Origin of the sequence: Limibacter armeniacum (assembly GCF_036880985.1) — a bacterium.
Classification (GTDB): domain Bacteria; phylum Bacteroidota; class Bacteroidia; order Cytophagales; family Flammeovirgaceae; genus Limibacter; species Limibacter armeniacum.
Window position 1 is genome coordinate 106,516 of record NZ_JBAJNO010000008.1, and the last position, 17,030, is coordinate 123,545.

The window sequence follows — 17,030 nt, forward strand, 5'->3', positions numbered from 1 at the left end:
GTGTTACAGGTTAAATTCTGTCACATTGTTTGGGTTTATGCTTTTATAGGTAGCTATAAACTTTGCTAATGTTTTTTGGTCGTCAAACGCACTAATCCAGACGTAGAGGTCCTTTTCGTAATCATACATATAGAGGTGGTATTTCCCTTCTTTGCGAATTGTTCTAAACTCCTTTTTTCGGGAGTGAAGGCATTTGGCGAAAAACATCACCAGCTGGACAAGTAGGATTCTTAGTTTCATAACTGAATTTAAGCCGGAAATCATTCCGGCTTAAGGACAGTTTCAGTTGATTGATGGTCGCTATCAGTATTATTACTTGAGTTCTAATAAATCATTTACAAACTCACTATAAATTTGATACTGTTCCATCAACATCTCATGATAAATTTTTAACTCAACTATAGAACTATATCCTTTGGGAAGTTCTCGATACTTCTCATATCGTTGAATTTGGACATCAATGGAACCCAATCGATCGATCACCTCAAGTTTCTTGGTATTGTACTTTTTGATAAGTGGTATCATTGTAGTTTAGCTATTATTTGATGGGTATACTTTTACTTAGGTATTTAGAGTGTCAGAGCTATTAGAGCTAAACTGAGCAATTAATAAGCCGAGATCAATTATTACAAGTATTTCAAGGAAAAGCCAAGCACTACAAAACCACTACATTAATGGGTAAGTAGTTGGTTTCTAGTTAAGGGCGGCTTATCACCGCCCAATAGTGATTATTTTTTATGTAGATCCTTCCTACTTTCATCTATCACCTCATTATCATCATAAGACCAGCAATCTGGACAATAATGCTTATCCCCTTCTGATAGCCAATCATCATTTGATAGCTCATGTTTCATAGATACCTCGTCAGACATAGATCCCCATCCCATGCAATCATTCACCCAATCTTTTTTACAATTGTCGCATTCAGCTCCGTATCCAATTACTTCTTTGATCATTTGAGTTAAGTTTAATTGTAAAGTATTACACCGCCCGGTTAGTGTTTATTCATTATCAAGTCTATTTAACCTATCAATTTCAGCAGCTATCAGAGCACCTGCTTTTTGAAGCTCTTTTATTCTCTCTGTAGGCTTCCAATGTTTTATATCCCATTTCATTGTCTTGAACCAACTAATAGGGCTAATATATGGCCTATGCTTAGGCGGGAGACAGTAGCAAAAAGCAGCAATAGAAAGTTCTCCTTTCCTATGCTGATCATCGTGTTCAGCAGAATATCCTTCTTTCCCAATCTGTCTATTCCTTTCTTCAGCGATTAACTCAATTCCAGTTTTCATTTTAGTTCTAGGTTTAAAGATTATTTATTAAAGAAATAGACATGACTACATACCCATCTTGCAGTCCAAAGTCTTTGAATATATAATTGATACGGGTGTCAATGCGGCGACCAGTAAAGTCAGATATATCACTATTCCATTCCATCAGGCGTAATAAGTCTCCTACCTTAAATCCATTTCTATCATCCTTCCTAATTTCAAAGGTTTTCTTTCCGGATTCTACTTCATCAAAGTATTGAGGTAAAATCTTTAGTGTGTGGACCTGTACTTGCTCATAGTGCTTACATGAAAAGTCAGCTGGGAACATTAGGGAAGCTTGAATTTCTTTAGCTTTTTCGGGGGATCTTACAAGTCGCTCCAGTAAAGGAAGCGACATCATTTTTACCTTGTTTTTTGGGTTTTCGCACAAACCATAATCATCTGTTTTTATGCGGAAATGAGAGCAACTTTCACAGTTCATTTTGATTGAGGGGTTAGTGTTTCAATATTTTTTACTGTTTCGAGGTATTGGATATTGTTGCCATACCTTAGCCCTTTAAGCCCTTGATAGAATTCTATAATGCTTTCATGATTAGTGAAAACCACTTTTGGCAAATGGAATGTGTATTCCTGATCGTAGTTGAACTCAATCTTTTTACCTGTCTTATAGAAATTATAAATCGCACGCAGGATCATTCTGGATTTGTCAACTGAACAGGCGAGCCCTTCAATTTTTTCGATATAGAATTCAAAGTTTTGCTCAAGGAACTGGAAATTCTTTAAGATGAATTTCACATCTTCATTATCCCCAATTTGAGTGGTTATAAGAGCTGAAATAAATTTGTTCCAAGGATGCAGAACTGCCAAAGAAAAATCGTCTGGAGACTCTATTGCAGACGGTATTTCAATACCCTCACTGATAATTTTTTGATAGAGTTCAAGGTTTTTCTGTTCAATACGATGTGAGAGAATATCTATGGCATTTTTGAGGTCTTTTCTATTCATTTTGATTGATCTTTGTTTTGTGAAATGATTAATTATCTGAGTGATACGTTATTGGCTGCTATACTTGCGTATTAACACCGCACCTTATGATTGGTGCGGTGTGGGGGAGCATAGCGCCATTTAGTTGATTGTGAGAATGTCACCGGTGCCGTCTCGAAGGTCACGTTGCATTTCTGCTTGTACTTTAGCCTCCAGTGCAGTGTTCAAGTCGCTGAAAGTTTCCACTTCCTGAAAGTTTGTTTGGTATGGGGCGGCACGCATCAGTTTGATCACTCCATTTTCAAATAGCATCAGTTTAAACCGTTCCCTTTTAAGCTTTTCAAGTACCTCCCGTTTATGTTGCCTGGTATATTGTTGGTTCTTGTAGGTCAATACCAAGGTGTTTACTGAAAACGCAATCACGATTATGGAAAGAATGATGTCAATGGCTGTCATTTTGATTGGTGGTTTTTAAGGTTTGATCCATTCAAGATTTAGTTTTTCGCATTGAGCAATGAATAGCTCTTTTTCCGTTCCTCTCTTACGGTGGAAGGTTCTAACATTGCCGTAGCCTATACCTCTGCAGCAAATGCTGATATCATAATCCCTGTATTTGATGATCTGGCAGATATCTCTGAACCCGTCATAGTCTACAAAACATGCTGCGACTTTTCCGTCGCAGACATGTTGGTATAGGGTGTTATAGTCTTTTGATAAATTGTACATGAGGTGTTTGGTTAAGCTTTCTCTAATTCAGCCACTTCTTTTTTTGCGTGCATATCAGTTAGGGCTTTTTCGTAGGTTTGCGTATTGAACGAATACCCTCTTCCATAGTACATTCCATCATTTTCACAGAATAGAGAGATTAACTCTAACCCTAAATGCTCATATTGCTTCCTAAGCTCTTTAATGTAGCTTCCGTTCCAGCCTGTTATTTGCTCAATATCTTTTCGTCTTACTCCTAAATCCCCCATACTATATCCTGCTACAATTAGAATCAGGCGATTGATGTCATTTAAGCCGCTAAAGTCAGCTGTTAGGGTGTAGTCGTTACAAGAGTCAGGTGTTTCTTTTATTCGTCCAGATATTTCTGACAGTGTGAGAAACTTATCTTGATGTTCCCATTCTTTAGCTTCATTAGCTAATAAGTCTAATGCAGTAAGTAACCTGACATTTGTATCTCCAGTGATCAGCCTAATTTGTAGATCGTAGATTTTTTGTTGTAGCGTATTCATTTTCTAAAGGGTTTATTCGTTTAGTTTAAGATTTCACAAGGCCATGTTTGGTCATTTTTACATTGAGGGATTTCCAAACCTCTCTTGTATTTGGAATCATGTATTTCATTACATTATCGTATGGTAAGTGTTGGAATAGCTTATCGGCTTCTTCAACCTTAATTGGCATGTTGCTATCAGAATCGTGATAGCCTTTTTCGGGTGATTCATACACTCCAGCTTGTTCTTTGGAGTAGCAATAACCTGCATTATTTGGTCTCCAAAGTGTGAGGTATTGCTCGTGTTTGGAGGTATGGCAAAGGGATATGATGTAGTACATTTTCTAAAGGGTTTTGTCAATTCGATTAATAATATCGTTTCGTACCTGGTTAAGTGGACCAGATGTCATTCGGTAAGAGCGCATATGTTCATAGAGTCCTATGGCTTCGCTGTACCGGATGGTCACCTGCTTTTGTTCTGCAGGAACTCGAAGCAATTGCTGGTAAAGCTCCAGCAGTACGGCATCGTCCAGACTTTCCGGCTTGTTCCACATATAGATGGTGGCTAACGGGGAAAGCATCTGGCGTATCAGTATGATGTCGCCAGACTTTAGCTTGAGTTGGAATCTTAACTTGCTCATCCGAAAAGCGTCATTTGGTTAGGGTTATCCGTCTGCTCCTTGGCTTCCTCCAGTTGTTTGAAGGCGGCGCACTTCGAGGGTATGTGCTTTTCGTAACCGATCATTTTCCCAATTTCCTCCGGAATGGTTGGCTGATTGATCATCATATCCATGGCCAGTTTTCCAATACACTCCTGTCCTTTGCGGACCAGCTCCTTACTTTCCTCAAATTGCGGCAGCTCATGATCTGGGTGGTGTGCCGTAAAGCATTTCTGGCACTTGAGGCAATTTTCTTCCATCCACATGGACATATGGAAGGCACTGTCAAAGGGTTTTACACTGTCGAAGCGTTTCACTCCGTCAGACAATTGCTTGATGTAATTCAGGTTTTTTTCGATGTTGATAATCATGGTCGGCGATTATTTTGGGTGAGTATTAAGCTGTTATATCATCTATTTGGAGGTTGATCTTCTCATATTCCTCCATCAAAGCGTCGAGCTTCTCGTCTGGGGCTCCGTGCTCGAGTAGCTGCTGGTAGTCTGTCCAGAGTTTGGCTTTCTGCTTCTCCAGCTGTTCGAGCAGGTCTTTCTTTTGGTTCCCGTTTAGCTTCGGTTGGAAGAAATCCTTGCGGATATCGGCGAGCATCGGGCGTGATGGGTGTTGGTTGTGGTAGATGATGGCAACCTCTACGCCGTCTTTGTTGTGGATCTTTTCAGCAAGCTTGATCAGTTGGTTGAAACCATTGAATTCATTGGGTCTATGGGCTGAATGGAGGGCCTTGCGGCGCTCGGTGTTGAAGTCGTAGGAGTAGAAAACCTGTTTTTCTCCATTTCTTTTCAATACCCACATGCGGAAAAGGCTGTCCCTTTTACTTCTCTTCATCAGGATTCTCTGAACCTCCTGTTGTCTAACTGCTTGAGTTTTGGCGATATTCATTGTTTTTTTGTATTTTTGGTTTGTTGATCCTTTGGCGGGATCATTGTTTTGAAATTAGAGGGATGCTTGGCGGCTTGACCCTCTTTTTTTTTGCTTTATCAACTAAGTTTTTAGTTCACGGGCTATTCCCTCTCGTTTCCATTCTCAGATACCCACGGCAGTGCATATAGCTGGACGACCACTGCTGTGTCAGATCACCCTTGTCCTTGCCGTTGTAGCCACGTGTAGGAACTTTTTGACCTTGCTGACCTCTGGGCGTTGGCTTCTTCCCTTTGGGGGACTCACTACGCCACATTTAAAGCCTTTTTTCGAGCGGAGCGAGTGGGCCACTGCGTTATTGCAACATTTCAATTTGATCGTTGCCTGCCCTGCTGGGGTTTGAGTTATCCACATATTCACATTTGCCCTTTAGAGACCTCTTCTGTCTTTTCTGTCTTTTCTGTTTCTTAAGAGACTAAATAGATTTTATAGGTCATTTTGTCCTAGTGTTGTAAAAAAATCATCATTCTCGGCGGTTTATCAACATTCGACTGGCCAACTTATTCACAACATTTTCGATGCTTCTTTCATCCTTTTCGGTGTGTTCGTTTAGCTCAGGGAAATGCGTTTTGGCCTTGGTTTCGGTCTTGTCCAGGATGCGTTCTTCCTGCTCCTTGTTAAGAGGTCCGTCCAGTTCCAGTTCACGTCTTACCTCCAGCTCGGCTTCGGCAAACTGGATCACGTCACGGATCAGGTCGTCACAAAGCTTTATGGAGTAATTGTGGTATTGTTCACAGCCAATCCTTTTCTTTTCGATCACACCCATCTCTACCAGCCTTTGGATATGGCGGGCAACTGTTCGGGGAGATTGGTGGGTGGCATTGCCCAGCAAGGCATTCGAGGTTTCGAACCAGCCATGATCAATTTCAGGCTCTTTATAGCGCATTTTGCCATGCGTGGTACTGGCCTCGTAGATGGTCAGGAAACGCTGGTTCAAGGCTCTGAGTGTAGCCAGCAGACCGCCCCGTATCTTCAGCTTGCGGGTCTCGTAATCAAACTTCTCGTTGTGCTTGTTGACATACCCATAGAAGATATGGTAACTGTTTTGGTGAAAATTTCTTGGCTTTTGATACTTCCCTTTCTTATTTTGCGGGACGTCCCCGGGCGTAAAAATTCTTACTACTAAGCTCATATGAGTTTATTTATGACCTCCGTTTGCTTTGGTCGGCGAGAACGGAGGTCTTTTTTATGCAATTAGTTTTTACTGAATCCATACTTTGAGACAAACTTGTGACAAGCCTCTTCGCTTTGTTGCATCAGCTCCAGGGCCTTCTCCAGCTCCTGTACAGACATGTATTCAAGTTTTGACTCAAACTGGTTGCGGACCACCTTCTTGTCCAGGTAGGCTGACATGCCACGCAGCAGCTTTGCTGTCAGGATGTAAACCTTACAGGTTGGGCGATCCACCTTGGCTGTGGTGAAGTTGCCTTCCCTTAGTATTTGCGGTGCTCTGTATTGTGATGCCATTTTTCAAACCTTTCTTGCTTACCGAGTATCGGGCCTGATGGACCGTGTACTCGTTGCTGATTCAAAGTTGATTCTTCCGTTTTCTGTCGTGTCACCGTATCGCTTGCTAGGTCGGTGCTCGTTGTTGTACTTGAAGCGACAACTGTCTGTACAGAACTCTGCCCGTGGGCTGCGCTTCCAAGCTTCCTTGCCGCAGCACTTGCAGTGTATTTTGTACTTTCCGTCGGCGTCTTCCTCTTCCGAGTTACCGTTTAAACCTACCGTGTCACCGTGTAAACTACCGTGTAACTTTACCGTGTCACCGTGTACTTGCTGATTATCAGACCGTGTCACCGTGTTATTTACCGTGTCATCGTGTTGATGCTGCGGGTACGGGTTTGATTCTACACTTTTGTACTTTTCAAGCATTTCTTCCAGTCGCTGCTTTTCTGAAATGATCCGCTCTAGGTTCGCATGAAACCCGATTTGCCTTTTTTCCTCCTGTTCCTGTGGAGGTGGCAACTTGGAGGGTTCCGGTCCGGGAGCCTGTGTCCGCTTCTCAGCGGTCAACTGGTGTGGCTGCCTGAAAACCGGATACTGATCCCAAGTATAAGTGTCAAATGGTCGGCTATCGTAAAACCCTGTTTGCAATACCTGTTCTGCCTTTGCTTCCTGTGCTCTGCTGGTCTGGTAGCGGTACCGGGCATAAAAGCAGATCAGGAAAACGATGTCGCAGATAATGGCTACCGCTCCAGCTTTATTTGAATTGCTGCGAACGGAAGAACTATTCGTTGCTAATGTGGTGGCTTCTTCTGAATTGAGGGAGGACAAATCTTTATCCTGCTTTTTGCGCAGGCGGGTGATTTCGTTCTCGTGATTGCGGATGGTCTGGGCGATCGTCTTGTTATACATATTGATCTTACCCTTGTAGGACACTGACTGCTTGAAGTCCTCGAGAGCTTTGCGCTCTGCATCGATCAGCTGCTCATACATGCGGTTAACATCAGTGCGCTGGCGGCGGAAATCTGACTCGATTTGCTCGGCTTGGTTTTGGATCTTTTCTCCCCAGTAATCTCCGCCCAGGAAAGAGGCGGAGATACTTAGGACAATAAACCCACATAACAAAACTGAGAAAAAAACTGGAGCAAAGCCTTCGTTGAAAAGCTTTTCCTGAATGATCTGGGCACTTTCACGTTTGATGTATTCGATAAAGAATACCAGTAGCGCTGCGGCTGCATACCCGATTGCTTGCGTTAAGTACTCACTATCCAAATGCTGGCCCACGACTTCCGAGACTTGGTAGTAGACAAATATGGCAGCCAGCAGCGCACTGATACCTTGCACGAGGTATGAGAAGCCTCCTGCGAGGTTGTATAATGGCTTGTAGACCAGGGCATCTGGTCGGGCTCTTAGCGCCTCCAGTGAACGCTCCCTGATCAGGTTCACTTTATCGTTTTCGCTTACATGCGTAATGAAATGTCTTGACTGATTTGGTTTCATAGTTTCTCTAGTCGGTTTTGGGTATCTGATTCAATCTGTCCAAGGAAGTGGTAGATGCTGTTGGCCAGCAGGCTAGGCATTATGTATTGCCCTGTTTGCCTTCCGGTGAGGATGTCCAGCCCCTGACTCTCCTTGATGCTGGCCCCGAGGTCTTGCCGGAGCTTTTGTACGGCACCTAACCGGGATTGCTCCCTGATCAGTGTAAGGTTTTTGGCATTTTCTTGGTTTTGTTCTAAATTGCGCATAGTTCAAAATTCTTTTAAGGCGACAGCACTCCCAAATTGGCTGTCGCCTTTTTTTGTGGGAAAAGAAAACTATTATCTTTTGTTTAGTTAATGGATAGACCGACTGATAACCTGTTTTATTAACTCTCTAGAGTCGCCCTTGGCATGTGGGGCGACTTTTTTATTGCCTTTTGGTTATCAGTTTCTTATCTTGAAATTCTTCTTTTTAGTTAGTAACCTAGACGATGATCTATAAGCCACCTTCCTACCATGGGGTGGCTTTTTTTCTAGTCTTCTTCGTGGAAATACACCGTGTAATAGTTCATGTTCCGCTCATTGTCAAAGCCCTTCTCGATGTACTCCTCGTTGCCTTTCACTGCAATCTGCACCTTGCCGCCGTCCAGCTTGATCAGGCACTTGAAGTCTTTCCTTGCCTTTCGGACTGCATCGGCTGATATCTGGAACTCGGGATATACCTCGATATCGTATTTTTCGCTGATGTCCTTTCTAAACTCTATGAAAGAATCGATCACATCCGGCTCCTCCAGTACCTCATTTTCGAACTCCACTACATTGAACTCATCTCGAGTACCGAAGTAGTTCAAACTTCTTTGCAGGAAAGCTATTTGTTCTGGCTTCTCTACATTATGATCCTCATTGAAAACATCTGCTACAAAACCACGGCAAAGCTGCAGGTAGTTGGTTGTGTGCAAATGACTATCAGCGATTTGCTCCACCCGTAGGAAGCTTTCACTCCAGTATCCCGATTCGACTGACTTTTTGCTTTCCTCTTTTAGTAGGATCTTGAAGCCGCTTTCCTTTCGGTCATTTAGGATAATGCAAGCCTTGTCGATCTTGTTGCTGCCTTTCTTGTAGTCCAGCTTCATTCCCTCCAGTTCTGGATTGACTGTGATAAAGACATTCTTTTTCTCAGACTTGAATATCCCGATACCATCCACAACGTCCCCATCTACAATGCAATCTTCCAGATATGCCACGTAAAACTCACCGCCCTGAATGCGGGGATGGGTAGAGGAGCTGAACAGGTGTTTGGCCATATTCTCAGACTGCACCTTAAACTCTGCCGGATTCTCAAAAATCCTTTTGGCAAAGCCATACATCTCATTTAGCTTGAGGTCGCCAGATTCATCACAAAACTGGTAACGGGCACCAGAGTTGATTGGTCTTAGGAAATAGTGGAGCATCTCCTTATAGAGTAGCTCATATTTTCCTATTTCGATTTCTTCTTCGAGTATCAGTGATTCTTCCTGAACCTTATTACCTACAATGTGCAGGATCAGGTTTTTGAGTTTGACAGAATTAAAATCGTTCATTGCTATTTTTCGGGTTTGAAATGGAGCAGGACAAACGCCCCGCTCCGAGTTTCAGATTATCCTGTAATTGTGTAATTTAAAACCACTTAAAACACATTTTTCACACAAAACAGATAACCTTTTTTAAGAATGACAGAAGTTTTTCCCTTTCAATAATGCTGTCGTTATAAAGTAGCATAAGCATATCTTCCAGACTGTATATTCTTAAGTGCGCAATCAAGTCATATCGACAATATCCTGAACGTAGACTTACCGTCAGCAGAGGGGGTTCGTTTTCCGGAAAACCCAGAAAGATATCTAGTACTCCTTCTGCTGTTTTTTCAGTGTATATTATCGTATACTCATGATTGGTTAACACACTTATTTTCTCATCTATATGTGATGCGAAAAATTGATGAATTTCTTCTCGAAGTTCCTTTAGCCTTGGTTCTGATAGAACTTTCACTTGTTTTATAAACCTGCTATTGAAAAGCTTATCTCTTTTTAAGAGATCGATTGCCTCTTGAGCTGTTGTTACATTTTGGTCAAAGAGACACTTGCTAAACATGGAGCTATTAAGTGTTATAAAATCAAGTGAAAACCTGCAACTGTATTTATTTTTATATAAGGTGATCAAGTAATGGATACTACCCTCATCCTTCAATGTACATTTGTAACTTTCAAAGAAAGATGTGTGTTCATTTGATGAGTTGGTAGCACGATCAATATTAACCCTAATGGGTGAAAATGTTTCATTTAGGTATCTATCGAGCTCTTCAATCATAGTATTATCAGTTTTAGGATAGCTTGAATCTGAAGAGTATATCCTCAATATCGAAAGTGATCATTGCGTTATCTTCGATCAGCTTATCGATATCGATTTCCAAATCCTCTTTTCCTGCCTCTTGCAAGCCTTGCTTAACAATGCTGGAGATAAAATCATGTAAAGACTTATATGTCTTTAAGTCTCTTTTTACATTGATGTCTTTATCGCATTTGTATTTGAACTTCTCCATCCTTGGTTTCAGTTTTTAAAACCTCCCCCAAAACTGGGGGAGGGTAGCGGAACTCAATCCAATCTTAGTTTATAGTTTATGAGCACCAGTCGGGTACTGCCCCCGACTCTAGGATCTGTTCGATGCTAATCAGCTGCCCTGAAGTTCTGAGCCGTTGATCCTTCGTTGATTCAGCCGGTAACCCAAAAAACCGGCTGTGCTTTCTACTATGAACCTTAAATTGATTTCTTCTGAGTGGGCTTGATTAGGAAACAAGCCCCGGGCAAAAGCCCGGGTATGTAATATGTTTAACCTAATTTATTAACCTGTCTCAATTGCTTGCGCACAGGCGGGAAACGCTCCCACGGAACAGCACGGTTCCTCTCTTTGCTGTGCTTGTGAATCACTTATTCTGAATTAGATAAAGTATTTCTGAATCTTTGAAAGATCTTGTTTATCAAACTTTCTTGATCATGACAGTCATCTATGTCTAGGTTTTCTATAATTTCTTTAAAGATTATTAAAGCTAACCTTACGGAATCACTTCTGTTTGTCAAGTCATCTATTTTGATTAACGATTTATTGTGTGTTTCTGAATAGAATTTAACTAAATCTTTATGAACCTTTACTGTGTTTAGGTTTTCGTATTCAGATTTATTGGTTTTTAGGATAAACTTACTGTAGTCATTTGAAGCCAAGGTTGTCATGATATTGTACTGAGCTAAGTAAATTGTGGAATAATTGGCACATTATTTATGTATAACATTGGATGTAACTATATTTGTGTTATAATTATGTAACACAAACATGTAATGCGCTTGTTAATACTCTTCAATATTATACATCATAACTGAAAACTTCAAGAAAAACCGAATAAATCTAAAGAAAAAATGAAAGCAGGACAGAAAATACGTGAATTATATGGCGTTAAAGGCAGTGCTGATGCACAAAAGCTTGCTGAGAGATTCGGGAAATCTACTACAACTATTTATAGTTACTTTAATTCAGAGTTCCCACCAGAGTTTATCATTAAACAGGTGAAGGAAGATTTCCCAGATGTAGATATGAATTGGTTGTTGTTTGATGAACCTATTAAGGAAAAGACTATTGATACAGAGCAATCTCTTAGTGAAGAGGATCAATATAAAATTGCAGAGCAAGTAATGGAAAGTAAAGTTATGCCAGTGTTGGATAGCTTTATGAACAGCTTGGAAGAAAGGTTTGAACGCTTCCTGAGAACAATCAAAAGTGAAAAGGAGGCTAAGTTTGCCAGACGAAGGTTTGCAGACTTTAAGGACCAGTCAGTCCAATTGGGAAAGAGTAGGTTATTACTCCAAACAGGCGTTGCAAGCATGGTTATGCAGCCATAAAATCAAACTATTTTTTTGTGTTGATTTTGCTACATATATGCTACAGCGGGAGTAATATCAGGTTAAATAAAAAATTAACCACCTGAGAAATAAGAGAATAGACTAACAATATTTTATGACTAACCGTATAACAACACTTTTTGAGATTCAATACCCAATCATTCAGGCCGGTATGATTTGGTGCAGTGGCTGGCGTTTGGCTTCTGCTGTCAGTAATGCAGGAGGATTAGGCATTATTGGGGCAGGATCTATGCACCCTGAAGTATTGCAGGAGCATATCCGTAAATGCAAGGGAGCCACAGATAAACCATTTGCTGTAAATATACCTTTGCTGTATCCAGAGATGGATAAGATGATGGAGTTGTTAGTCGCAGAAGGGGTAAAGATTGTATTCACCTCTGCAGGTAATCCGAAGATATGGACAGGCTTTTTGAAGGAACATGGCATAACCGTCGTACATGTAGTCTCCAGTACCAAGTTTGCACTGAAGGCAGAGGAAGCTGGGTGTGATGCTGTGGTGGCAGAAGGTTTTGAAGCAGGTGGTCATAACGGAAGGGAAGAGACCACGACCATGTGTCTAATACCGGCAGTAGCTGAGGCTGTCAGTATTCCAGTTATTGCAGCTGGAGGAATTGGATCTGGCAAAAGTATGCTAGCTGCATTTGCATTGGGAGCCGAAGGGGTACAAGTTGGTAGCCGTTTTGCCGCAAGTGAGGAATCTTCAGCCCATCAGAATTTCAAAAACCGTATTGTGGATACGCCCGAAGGGGGGACACTGCTAAGTTTGAAACAATTGACACCTGTAAGGCTGATTCGAAATGAGTTTCAACAGCAAGTGATGGTAGCAGAAGTAAATGGGGCAGACAAAGAAGCTTTGGCAGAACTTTTAGGTAAACGTAGAGCCAAGAAAGGAATGTTTGAGGGAGATATGGCAGAAGGTGAACTGGAGATTGGGCAGGTAGCAGCTACAATCAAAGATATTAAGCCTGCAGCCATTATTCTTCAGGATATGTGGAATGAGTTTGTGGAAGAGAAAGCAAGATTGGCCAATCTTTGATTCTCATTATGATAAAATAGTAAAAGCCTGCATAACATAATTATGTGGGCTTTTTCATTTAAAATGCTCTGTGATAAACATTCATATCGTGATATTTTAGAGAAAAGCGGATAACGAAAAAAGATTGCCTACCTTTGTCAACCCTTTTGGCAGGGTTGTCAAGAGATAAGAATAATACAAAACTTTTAAATACAGGCTCGAACTGATCGTCATGTAATGCTTCAATACCATACAATCCGACTTTTTATTTCACTTTCCTAAGCAGGAGAGGTGAAGCCTGTGGTTGTATGCCTTCCTTTCGGTGTGAATAAGCACCAACAAATCAATTTCAAATTATTGTATTGCAGATAACGAAACACATTACCCCTTACTGTATGACAGTGGGCTTGTCTGCGTACACCATTTTAATGACGATTGAAAAATGGATAAATATGGTCGTACCTACCATTTTCCTTTTTCGCCAGGCACTACTTCTGATGATAAAATTATGAAGGGTTGGCAAGGCATTTTGGAAAAGGAACTGGTAATTACGGAAAAACTGGATGGGGAAAACACTTGCCTGAAAAGTAGCGGTGTATATGCCCGTTCACATGCGGCACCCACCCGTAACCCTTGGGCTGCCAACATGTGGGAGATATGGAACATGGTCAACCCATCTTTAGGAGAACTGGAGATCTTTGGGGAAAACCTTTACGGCATTCACAGCATCGAATATACCCGATTGCAAGCTTACTTCTATGTCTTTGCTATTAGGGATGGAGATAGGTGGCTATCTTGGGACGAAGTGAAATTCTATGCAGCCATGCTGGATCTGCCAACCGTTCCTGTCTTGGAGATCAATCATTTTACAGAAGCTGAATTGATAAAGAAAATAGATCAGGGAATGGAACAGGAGAGTCAGCTTGGTGGAGAATGCGAAGGCTTTGTAGTCCGCACAACGGAAGGTTTTAGTGTGGATAGGTTCAAGCACCATGTATTGAAATATGTCAGACAAAACCATGTAAAAACCGATGAGCACTGGACAAAAAACTGGAAGAGAGCCCGACTTTGGTTCCCAACCGCTTTATGATAAAAACTACCGAATTGATTGGGGAACTATAGAAGAGCAGCCTTGGGTAAAGCCCATGATGGAGTGTATGCAAGATCCTGTATGGCATGCAGAGGGTGACGTATGGATACACACTCAGATGGTCTGTGAAGCACTTCTGAAACTGGAGGACTTCCGAAAACTGGGTAGCAAGAAGCAACACCTGTTGGTATTGGCTGCACTGCTACATGATATTGCAAAGCCCCAAACTACAAGAGTGGAGGCTGGTAGAGTGGTAGCACCAAAACATGCGCTGATTGGTGAGCATAAGGCGAGAGTGTTACTGTGGAACTTGCCGCTTGAGGAGCGGGAAACAGTTTGTGGCTTGGTACGCTTGCATGGGTTTCCAGTTTGGGCAATAGACAGGCAGGATGTGTATAGACAGATTAGGCGACACGCCCTTCGGTTAGATCTTCATCTGTTGTACCTGCTGGCAAAGGCAGATGTACTGGGAAGAATTGGAGATAATACCGATCATATGCTGGAGAGTGTGGAGCTGTTCAAAGAGCTTTGTCTTGAGGTAGATTGCTACGGAAAGGCTCCAGATTTTCATAATGACCATAGTCGATTTAAGTTTTTCAGGCAGGATGCCGAATACCCATCCGCTATTTATGATGACACTGTCTTTGAGGTAACCCTGATGTGTGGTGTGGCAGGCAGTGGGAAGGATACATATGTCAAACAGTTGGATTTGCCCTCTGTCAGTTTGGATGATATCAGGGAAAGACTAAAAATTCCACATGAAGACCGCAAAGGGCAGGGGCGAGTGATTCAGCATGCAATGGAGGAAGCCAAAGTACTGGCAAGAAAAAAACAGTCTTTTATATGGAATGCAACCAACTTGACCCGTGACCTGCGCAATAAAGTCATTTCTATGTTGGAAGTCTATGGTGCTCGCTTTAGGATTGTCTATATCGAATCATCGCTGGATAATATATTGGAAAGGCGGCGTGATGAAATTCCAACAGCTAACCTATTGAAGATGGCTGAAAGACTTGAAATGCCAACATTGGATGAAGCACATCAAGTAGTATATAATCGTAACTAAAGACAAATCCCTTCAGTGTGTAGCTGAAGGGATTTTTAATATGTATTCCATCCGTATTTTTATGGTTACTTTATCTGGTAAATTGAAAATTGGGAGTCCTTATAAATTAGGTTCATAAAACCACAGGTACTTATTGACTTATCTGAGAGCAGGTGTGTGACCCCATATTTCTGACATAAGTATCGCAAAGAATCGCACTCAAACCCTTTATTGTAGATTTTCTTGATGATCTCAATTCTATTGTACCATTCAATTACTTCTGAATCCTTATAAGGGTGCGATTTGAAATCAGAAAATATAGGAGTTAAAGTCTTTATTCTGAAATCTTCATATGCTATAGGTACTAGGTAAAGGTCGCCTTTCTTAGAATGTTCTTTTACAAAAGAATACATCTCAACATTGACCTGTCTTTCTATGTATCGTTGGGTGAATAAATAGAGACTTGCTATGGAAAAAGTAATGAGACTTGCTATGGATAGTTTTTTAATGGTTGAATAGAACAGTGGGTTAACAGGCAATGTGAGCCTGATAGTTGTTACAACCTTACCCAAGATGATTGCACTGGAAAGCGGAACCAGTAAAACAGAAACACGCCACGGAAACAGTAAAGCCCCAAAGTTACTTTGTGTTAGGTACTGAATTGAGGATAGTACCATACTTGTAAAGAACAACATGCTCATAATGATAAACAATCTTTTATGCTGTCTGACGATCAATAGGGCAATACTGATCAATACTATTTTCAATACAACTAAATAGCTAAACCATTCCTTGATTTTTGTATGGTGTGGAATCCTGATATCAACCAGTATTTCCTGAGCATATTTTGTGAGATCAGGGCTTGTAGGAGAAAATGATAGAAGAATGTAGGTGAGGGTAGGTATTACCAAGAGCAATGCCATTAGACCTAATATGATAGATTTTTTGACCTGCTTCTCAGTAAGAAAGTATATTATATATGCCGCAATTATTAAGCCTGCTGAAAGCAAATATGACGAATGGAAATAAGTTGTTATAGGGACTAATATGGTAGCTGTAAGAATACGGTTGTTTAAAAATTGATAGACAGAAAGAATTAATAAAACACCAAATACACTCGGCTGAAACATGTTACCAAGTAAATATTGTTTTGCAACACCTTCCCTTGCAAAGACAAATAATGTATAGGAAATGTATTCGGAAGAAATATCACTGAATGTGATGGTTAATAACAAGAATAGGAAATAGTAGGTTGTACTAAACTTTTTAATGTTAAATACGATACAAATAACCCCAATGGTACTGTAAACAAATATGCTTAGTAAAACTATTTGGTGAAAGTACAGAAAGTACTCGTTGAAATAGGTCACCGTAACCTCTACCAAATAGCTAAATAATGGAAATGGATCGACCGTATTCGCCAGAAAATCATCAGGTAAATAGCCCAAGCCAGCATTGGCTAATCCATGTAACAAGTAGGTGTTCTGGTTAGAATAATATAATGGGAATTGGGGACAGGAGATCGCAAATAAAAGACATAGCAGTATTTCAGTAATTCGTTTAGTAGGGTTAGCTAAATTCATATTTGATAGTATTGTACACACAGTCAGACTACAATAGAAAGAATGTCTTTTTGAATATACTCAATCAAATTCTTTTAAGGGTAAGATCCTTTGGAGAAATCTATTTTGTTATCATCTTTCTCAACTTGAGCTAAGCCTAAATTAACACCATGCTTTTCAAGCTCTTTTTGGAGTCTCATTTTAAGCAGATGTATCATTGAAATCGGAAGTTTTACATGCTTCAATGATTTATAGGTTCAACTCCTTTGGCGTTGAATAAATGGATTTACTTATACCATAGGCAAAAGCCTACGGCTACTATTATTCAATCCCTTTTGGTTTTTTTCTCTTACAGCAAATCCTGTTACCGAAGGAAACAAACCATA

Annotated in this window: 25 protein-coding genes; 4 read left to right on the forward strand and 21 right to left on the reverse strand. The window is 40.9% G+C overall.

All coding sequences use genetic code 11. From position 1 onward, the window contains the following. Positions 1-3 precede the first annotated feature (3 nt). From V6R21_RS06350 to V6R21_RS06445, 20 genes are all read right to left on the reverse strand, one after another. The gene (locus V6R21_RS06350; RefSeq protein WP_334241862.1) at positions 4-240 is read right to left on the reverse strand and encodes a hypothetical protein; all 237 of its coding nucleotides are present in this window, start codon (positions 238-240) and stop codon (positions 4-6) included. A gap of 488 nt (positions 241-728) precedes the next feature. After that, the gene (locus tag V6R21_RS06355) at positions 729-956 is read right to left on the reverse strand and encodes a hypothetical protein (RefSeq protein ID WP_334241864.1); all 228 of its coding nucleotides are present in this window, start codon (positions 954-956) and stop codon (positions 729-731) included. Positions 957-1,001: 45 nt separating this feature from the next. After that, on the reverse strand, positions 1,002-1,292 hold the full coding sequence (locus V6R21_RS06360; protein ID WP_334241866.1) for a hypothetical protein: 291 nt from the start codon (positions 1,290-1,292) through the stop codon (positions 1,002-1,004). Positions 1,293-1,305: 13 nt separating this feature from the next. Beyond that, positions 1,306-1,752: an ASCH/PUA domain-containing protein gene (locus V6R21_RS06365; protein ID WP_334241868.1), complete on the reverse strand. Its 447-nt coding sequence runs from the start codon at positions 1,750-1,752 to the stop codon at positions 1,306-1,308. After that, positions 1,749-2,276 carry a hypothetical protein gene (locus V6R21_RS06370; RefSeq protein ID WP_334241870.1) on the reverse strand — a complete coding sequence of 176 codons (528 nt, stop codon included), beginning with the start codon at positions 2,274-2,276 and terminating at the stop codon, positions 1,749-1,751. Before V6R21_RS06370 ends, V6R21_RS06365 begins: the two co-directional genes overlap by 4 nt. Before the next feature lie 120 nt (positions 2,277-2,396). Beyond that, the gene (locus V6R21_RS06375; RefSeq protein WP_334241871.1) at positions 2,397-2,711 is read right to left on the reverse strand and encodes a hypothetical protein; all 315 of its coding nucleotides are present in this window, start codon (positions 2,709-2,711) and stop codon (positions 2,397-2,399) included. A 15-nt stretch (positions 2,712-2,726) separates the two neighbouring features. Next, complete coding sequence (locus V6R21_RS06380) at positions 2,727-2,981, reverse strand: hypothetical protein (protein WP_334241873.1); 255 nt, start codon at positions 2,979-2,981, stop codon at positions 2,727-2,729. Between the two features lie 11 nt (positions 2,982-2,992). Further along, positions 2,993-3,490, reverse strand: coding sequence for a hypothetical protein (locus tag V6R21_RS06385; protein WP_334241875.1), 498 nt, complete (start codon positions 3,488-3,490; stop codon positions 2,993-2,995). Between the two features lie 25 nt (positions 3,491-3,515). Beyond that, positions 3,516-3,809 carry a hypothetical protein gene (locus tag V6R21_RS06390; RefSeq protein ID WP_334241876.1) on the reverse strand — a complete coding sequence of 98 codons (294 nt, stop codon included), beginning with the start codon at positions 3,807-3,809 and terminating at the stop codon, positions 3,516-3,518. A gap of 3 nt (positions 3,810-3,812) precedes the next feature. Then, entirely contained in the window at positions 3,813-4,109 is a 297-nt protein-coding gene (locus V6R21_RS06395) for a hypothetical protein (RefSeq protein ID WP_334241879.1), read from the reverse strand. Further along, on the reverse strand, positions 4,106-4,498 hold the full coding sequence (locus tag V6R21_RS06400) for a hypothetical protein (protein ID WP_334241881.1): 393 nt from the start codon (positions 4,496-4,498) through the stop codon (positions 4,106-4,108). Before V6R21_RS06400 ends, V6R21_RS06395 begins: the two co-directional genes overlap by 4 nt. Before the next feature lie 25 nt (positions 4,499-4,523). Next, positions 4,524-5,024, reverse strand: a complete 501-nt coding sequence (locus V6R21_RS06405; protein WP_334241883.1) for a hypothetical protein — start codon at positions 5,022-5,024, stop codon at positions 4,524-4,526. A gap of 115 nt (positions 5,025-5,139) precedes the next feature. Beyond that, a complete protein-coding gene (locus tag V6R21_RS06410) occupies positions 5,140-5,319 on the reverse strand; it encodes a hypothetical protein (protein ID WP_334241885.1) in 180 nt (59 codons plus the stop codon). A 207-nt stretch (positions 5,320-5,526) separates the two neighbouring features. Then, positions 5,527-6,195 carry a winged helix-turn-helix domain-containing protein gene (locus V6R21_RS06415; protein ID WP_334241887.1) on the reverse strand — a complete coding sequence of 223 codons (669 nt, stop codon included), beginning with the start codon at positions 6,193-6,195 and terminating at the stop codon, positions 5,527-5,529. 62 nt (positions 6,196-6,257) lie between these two features. Then, complete coding sequence (locus V6R21_RS06420; protein WP_334241889.1) at positions 6,258-6,530, reverse strand: hypothetical protein; 273 nt, start codon at positions 6,528-6,530, stop codon at positions 6,258-6,260. Between the two features lie 18 nt (positions 6,531-6,548). Next, positions 6,549-7,421 (reverse strand): hypothetical protein, encoded by an 873-nt coding sequence (locus tag V6R21_RS06425; RefSeq protein WP_334241891.1) that lies wholly within the window; start codon positions 7,419-7,421, stop codon positions 6,549-6,551. A gap of 584 nt (positions 7,422-8,005) precedes the next feature. Next, on the reverse strand, positions 8,006-8,254 hold the full coding sequence (locus V6R21_RS06430) for a hypothetical protein (RefSeq protein WP_334241893.1): 249 nt from the start codon (positions 8,252-8,254) through the stop codon (positions 8,006-8,008). A 266-nt stretch (positions 8,255-8,520) separates the two neighbouring features. Next, entirely contained in the window at positions 8,521-9,567 is a 1,047-nt protein-coding gene (locus V6R21_RS06435; protein WP_334241894.1) for a nucleoid-associated protein, read from the reverse strand. A 100-nt stretch (positions 9,568-9,667) separates the two neighbouring features. Next, positions 9,668-10,330, reverse strand: coding sequence for a hypothetical protein (locus tag V6R21_RS06440; RefSeq protein ID WP_334241896.1), 663 nt, complete (start codon positions 10,328-10,330; stop codon positions 9,668-9,670). Positions 10,331-10,343: 13 nt separating this feature from the next. Continuing rightward, entirely contained in the window at positions 10,344-10,562 is a 219-nt protein-coding gene (locus tag V6R21_RS06445; protein ID WP_334241898.1) for a hypothetical protein, read from the reverse strand. A gap of 869 nt (positions 10,563-11,431) precedes the next feature. On the opposite strand from V6R21_RS06445, the gene V6R21_RS06450 reads away from it, so the two are divergent. The 4 genes from V6R21_RS06450 to V6R21_RS06465 all read left to right on the forward strand — a co-directional run bounded on the left by V6R21_RS06450 (position 11,432) and on the right by V6R21_RS06465 (position 15,103). Then, positions 11,432-11,911 (forward strand): hypothetical protein, encoded by a 480-nt coding sequence (locus V6R21_RS06450; RefSeq protein ID WP_334241900.1) that lies wholly within the window; start codon positions 11,432-11,434, stop codon positions 11,909-11,911. Between the two features lie 115 nt (positions 11,912-12,026). Next, positions 12,027-12,968, forward strand: coding sequence for an NAD(P)H-dependent flavin oxidoreductase (locus V6R21_RS06455; RefSeq protein WP_334241902.1), 942 nt, complete (start codon positions 12,027-12,029; stop codon positions 12,966-12,968). 421 nt (positions 12,969-13,389) lie between these two features. Next, on the forward strand, positions 13,390-14,037 hold the full coding sequence (locus tag V6R21_RS06460) for an RNA ligase family protein (RefSeq protein ID WP_334241904.1): 648 nt from the start codon (positions 13,390-13,392) through the stop codon (positions 14,035-14,037). Further along, positions 13,979-15,103 carry an ATP-binding protein gene (locus tag V6R21_RS06465; protein ID WP_334241906.1) on the forward strand — a complete coding sequence of 375 codons (1,125 nt, stop codon included), beginning with the start codon at positions 13,979-13,981 and terminating at the stop codon, positions 15,101-15,103. The genes V6R21_RS06460 and V6R21_RS06465 overlap by 59 nt, the downstream gene beginning before the upstream one ends. Positions 15,104-15,168: 65 nt before the next feature. Here V6R21_RS06465 and V6R21_RS06470 read toward each other — a convergent pair whose 3' ends face one another. Continuing rightward, positions 15,169-16,557, reverse strand: a complete 1,389-nt coding sequence (locus tag V6R21_RS06470; RefSeq protein ID WP_334241908.1) for a DUF6798 domain-containing protein — start codon at positions 16,555-16,557, stop codon at positions 15,169-15,171. Positions 16,558-17,030 lie beyond the last annotated feature (473 nt).

What these genes read in the sequence shown, in the direction of transcription:
- V6R21_RS06440 (WP_334241896.1), bottom strand. Translation starts at nt 10,330, where the DNA reads ATGATTGAAGAGCTCGATAGATACCTAAATGAAACATTTTCACCCATT.
- V6R21_RS06420 (WP_334241889.1), bottom strand. Translation starts at nt 6,530, where the DNA reads ATGGCATCACAATACAGAGCACCGCAAATACTAAGGGAAGGCAACTTC.
- V6R21_RS06350 (WP_334241862.1), bottom strand. Translation starts at nt 240, where the DNA reads ATGAAACTAAGAATCCTACTTGTCCAGCTGGTGATGTTTTTCGCCAAA.
- V6R21_RS06460 (WP_334241904.1), top strand. Translation starts at nt 13,390, where the DNA reads ATGGATAAATATGGTCGTACCTACCATTTTCCTTTTTCGCCAGGCACT.
- V6R21_RS06375 (WP_334241871.1), bottom strand. Translation starts at nt 2,711, where the DNA reads ATGACAGCCATTGACATCATTCTTTCCATAATCGTGATTGCGTTTTCA.
- V6R21_RS06405 (WP_334241883.1), bottom strand. Translation starts at nt 5,024, where the DNA reads ATGAATATCGCCAAAACTCAAGCAGTTAGACAACAGGAGGTTCAGAGA.
- V6R21_RS06465 (WP_334241906.1), top strand. Translation starts at nt 13,979, where the DNA reads ATGAGCACTGGACAAAAAACTGGAAGAGAGCCCGACTTTGGTTCCCAA.
- V6R21_RS06355 (WP_334241864.1), bottom strand. Translation starts at nt 956, where the DNA reads ATGATCAAAGAAGTAATTGGATACGGAGCTGAATGCGACAATTGTAAA.
- V6R21_RS06435 (WP_334241894.1), bottom strand. Translation starts at nt 9,567, where the DNA reads ATGAACGATTTTAATTCTGTCAAACTCAAAAACCTGATCCTGCACATT.
- V6R21_RS06390 (WP_334241876.1), bottom strand. Translation starts at nt 3,809, where the DNA reads ATGTACTACATCATATCCCTTTGCCATACCTCCAAACACGAGCAATAC.
- V6R21_RS06430 (WP_334241893.1), bottom strand. Translation starts at nt 8,254, where the DNA reads ATGCGCAATTTAGAACAAAACCAAGAAAATGCCAAAAACCTTACACTG.
- V6R21_RS06425 (WP_334241891.1), bottom strand. Translation starts at nt 7,421, where the DNA reads ATGTATAACAAGACGATCGCCCAGACCATCCGCAATCACGAGAACGAA.
- V6R21_RS06395 (WP_334241879.1), bottom strand. Translation starts at nt 4,109, where the DNA reads ATGAGCAAGTTAAGATTCCAACTCAAGCTAAAGTCTGGCGACATCATA.
- V6R21_RS06400 (WP_334241881.1), bottom strand. Translation starts at nt 4,498, where the DNA reads ATGATTATCAACATCGAAAAAAACCTGAATTACATCAAGCAATTGTCT.
- V6R21_RS06360 (WP_334241866.1), bottom strand. Translation starts at nt 1,292, where the DNA reads ATGAAAACTGGAATTGAGTTAATCGCTGAAGAAAGGAATAGACAGATT.
- V6R21_RS06445 (WP_334241898.1), bottom strand. Translation starts at nt 10,562, where the DNA reads ATGGAGAAGTTCAAATACAAATGCGATAAAGACATCAATGTAAAAAGA.
- V6R21_RS06450 (WP_334241900.1), top strand. Translation starts at nt 11,432, where the DNA reads ATGAAAGCAGGACAGAAAATACGTGAATTATATGGCGTTAAAGGCAGT.
- V6R21_RS06455 (WP_334241902.1), top strand. Translation starts at nt 12,027, where the DNA reads ATGACTAACCGTATAACAACACTTTTTGAGATTCAATACCCAATCATT.
- V6R21_RS06385 (WP_334241875.1), bottom strand. Translation starts at nt 3,490, where the DNA reads ATGAATACGCTACAACAAAAAATCTACGATCTACAAATTAGGCTGATC.
- V6R21_RS06415 (WP_334241887.1), bottom strand. Translation starts at nt 6,195, where the DNA reads ATGAGCTTAGTAGTAAGAATTTTTACGCCCGGGGACGTCCCGCAAAAT.
- V6R21_RS06365 (WP_334241868.1), bottom strand. Translation starts at nt 1,752, where the DNA reads ATGAACTGTGAAAGTTGCTCTCATTTCCGCATAAAAACAGATGATTAT.
- V6R21_RS06410 (WP_334241885.1), bottom strand. Translation starts at nt 5,319, where the DNA reads ATGTGGCGTAGTGAGTCCCCCAAAGGGAAGAAGCCAACGCCCAGAGGT.
- V6R21_RS06370 (WP_334241870.1), bottom strand. Translation starts at nt 2,276, where the DNA reads ATGAATAGAAAAGACCTCAAAAATGCCATAGATATTCTCTCACATCGT.
- V6R21_RS06380 (WP_334241873.1), bottom strand. Translation starts at nt 2,981, where the DNA reads ATGTACAATTTATCAAAAGACTATAACACCCTATACCAACATGTCTGC.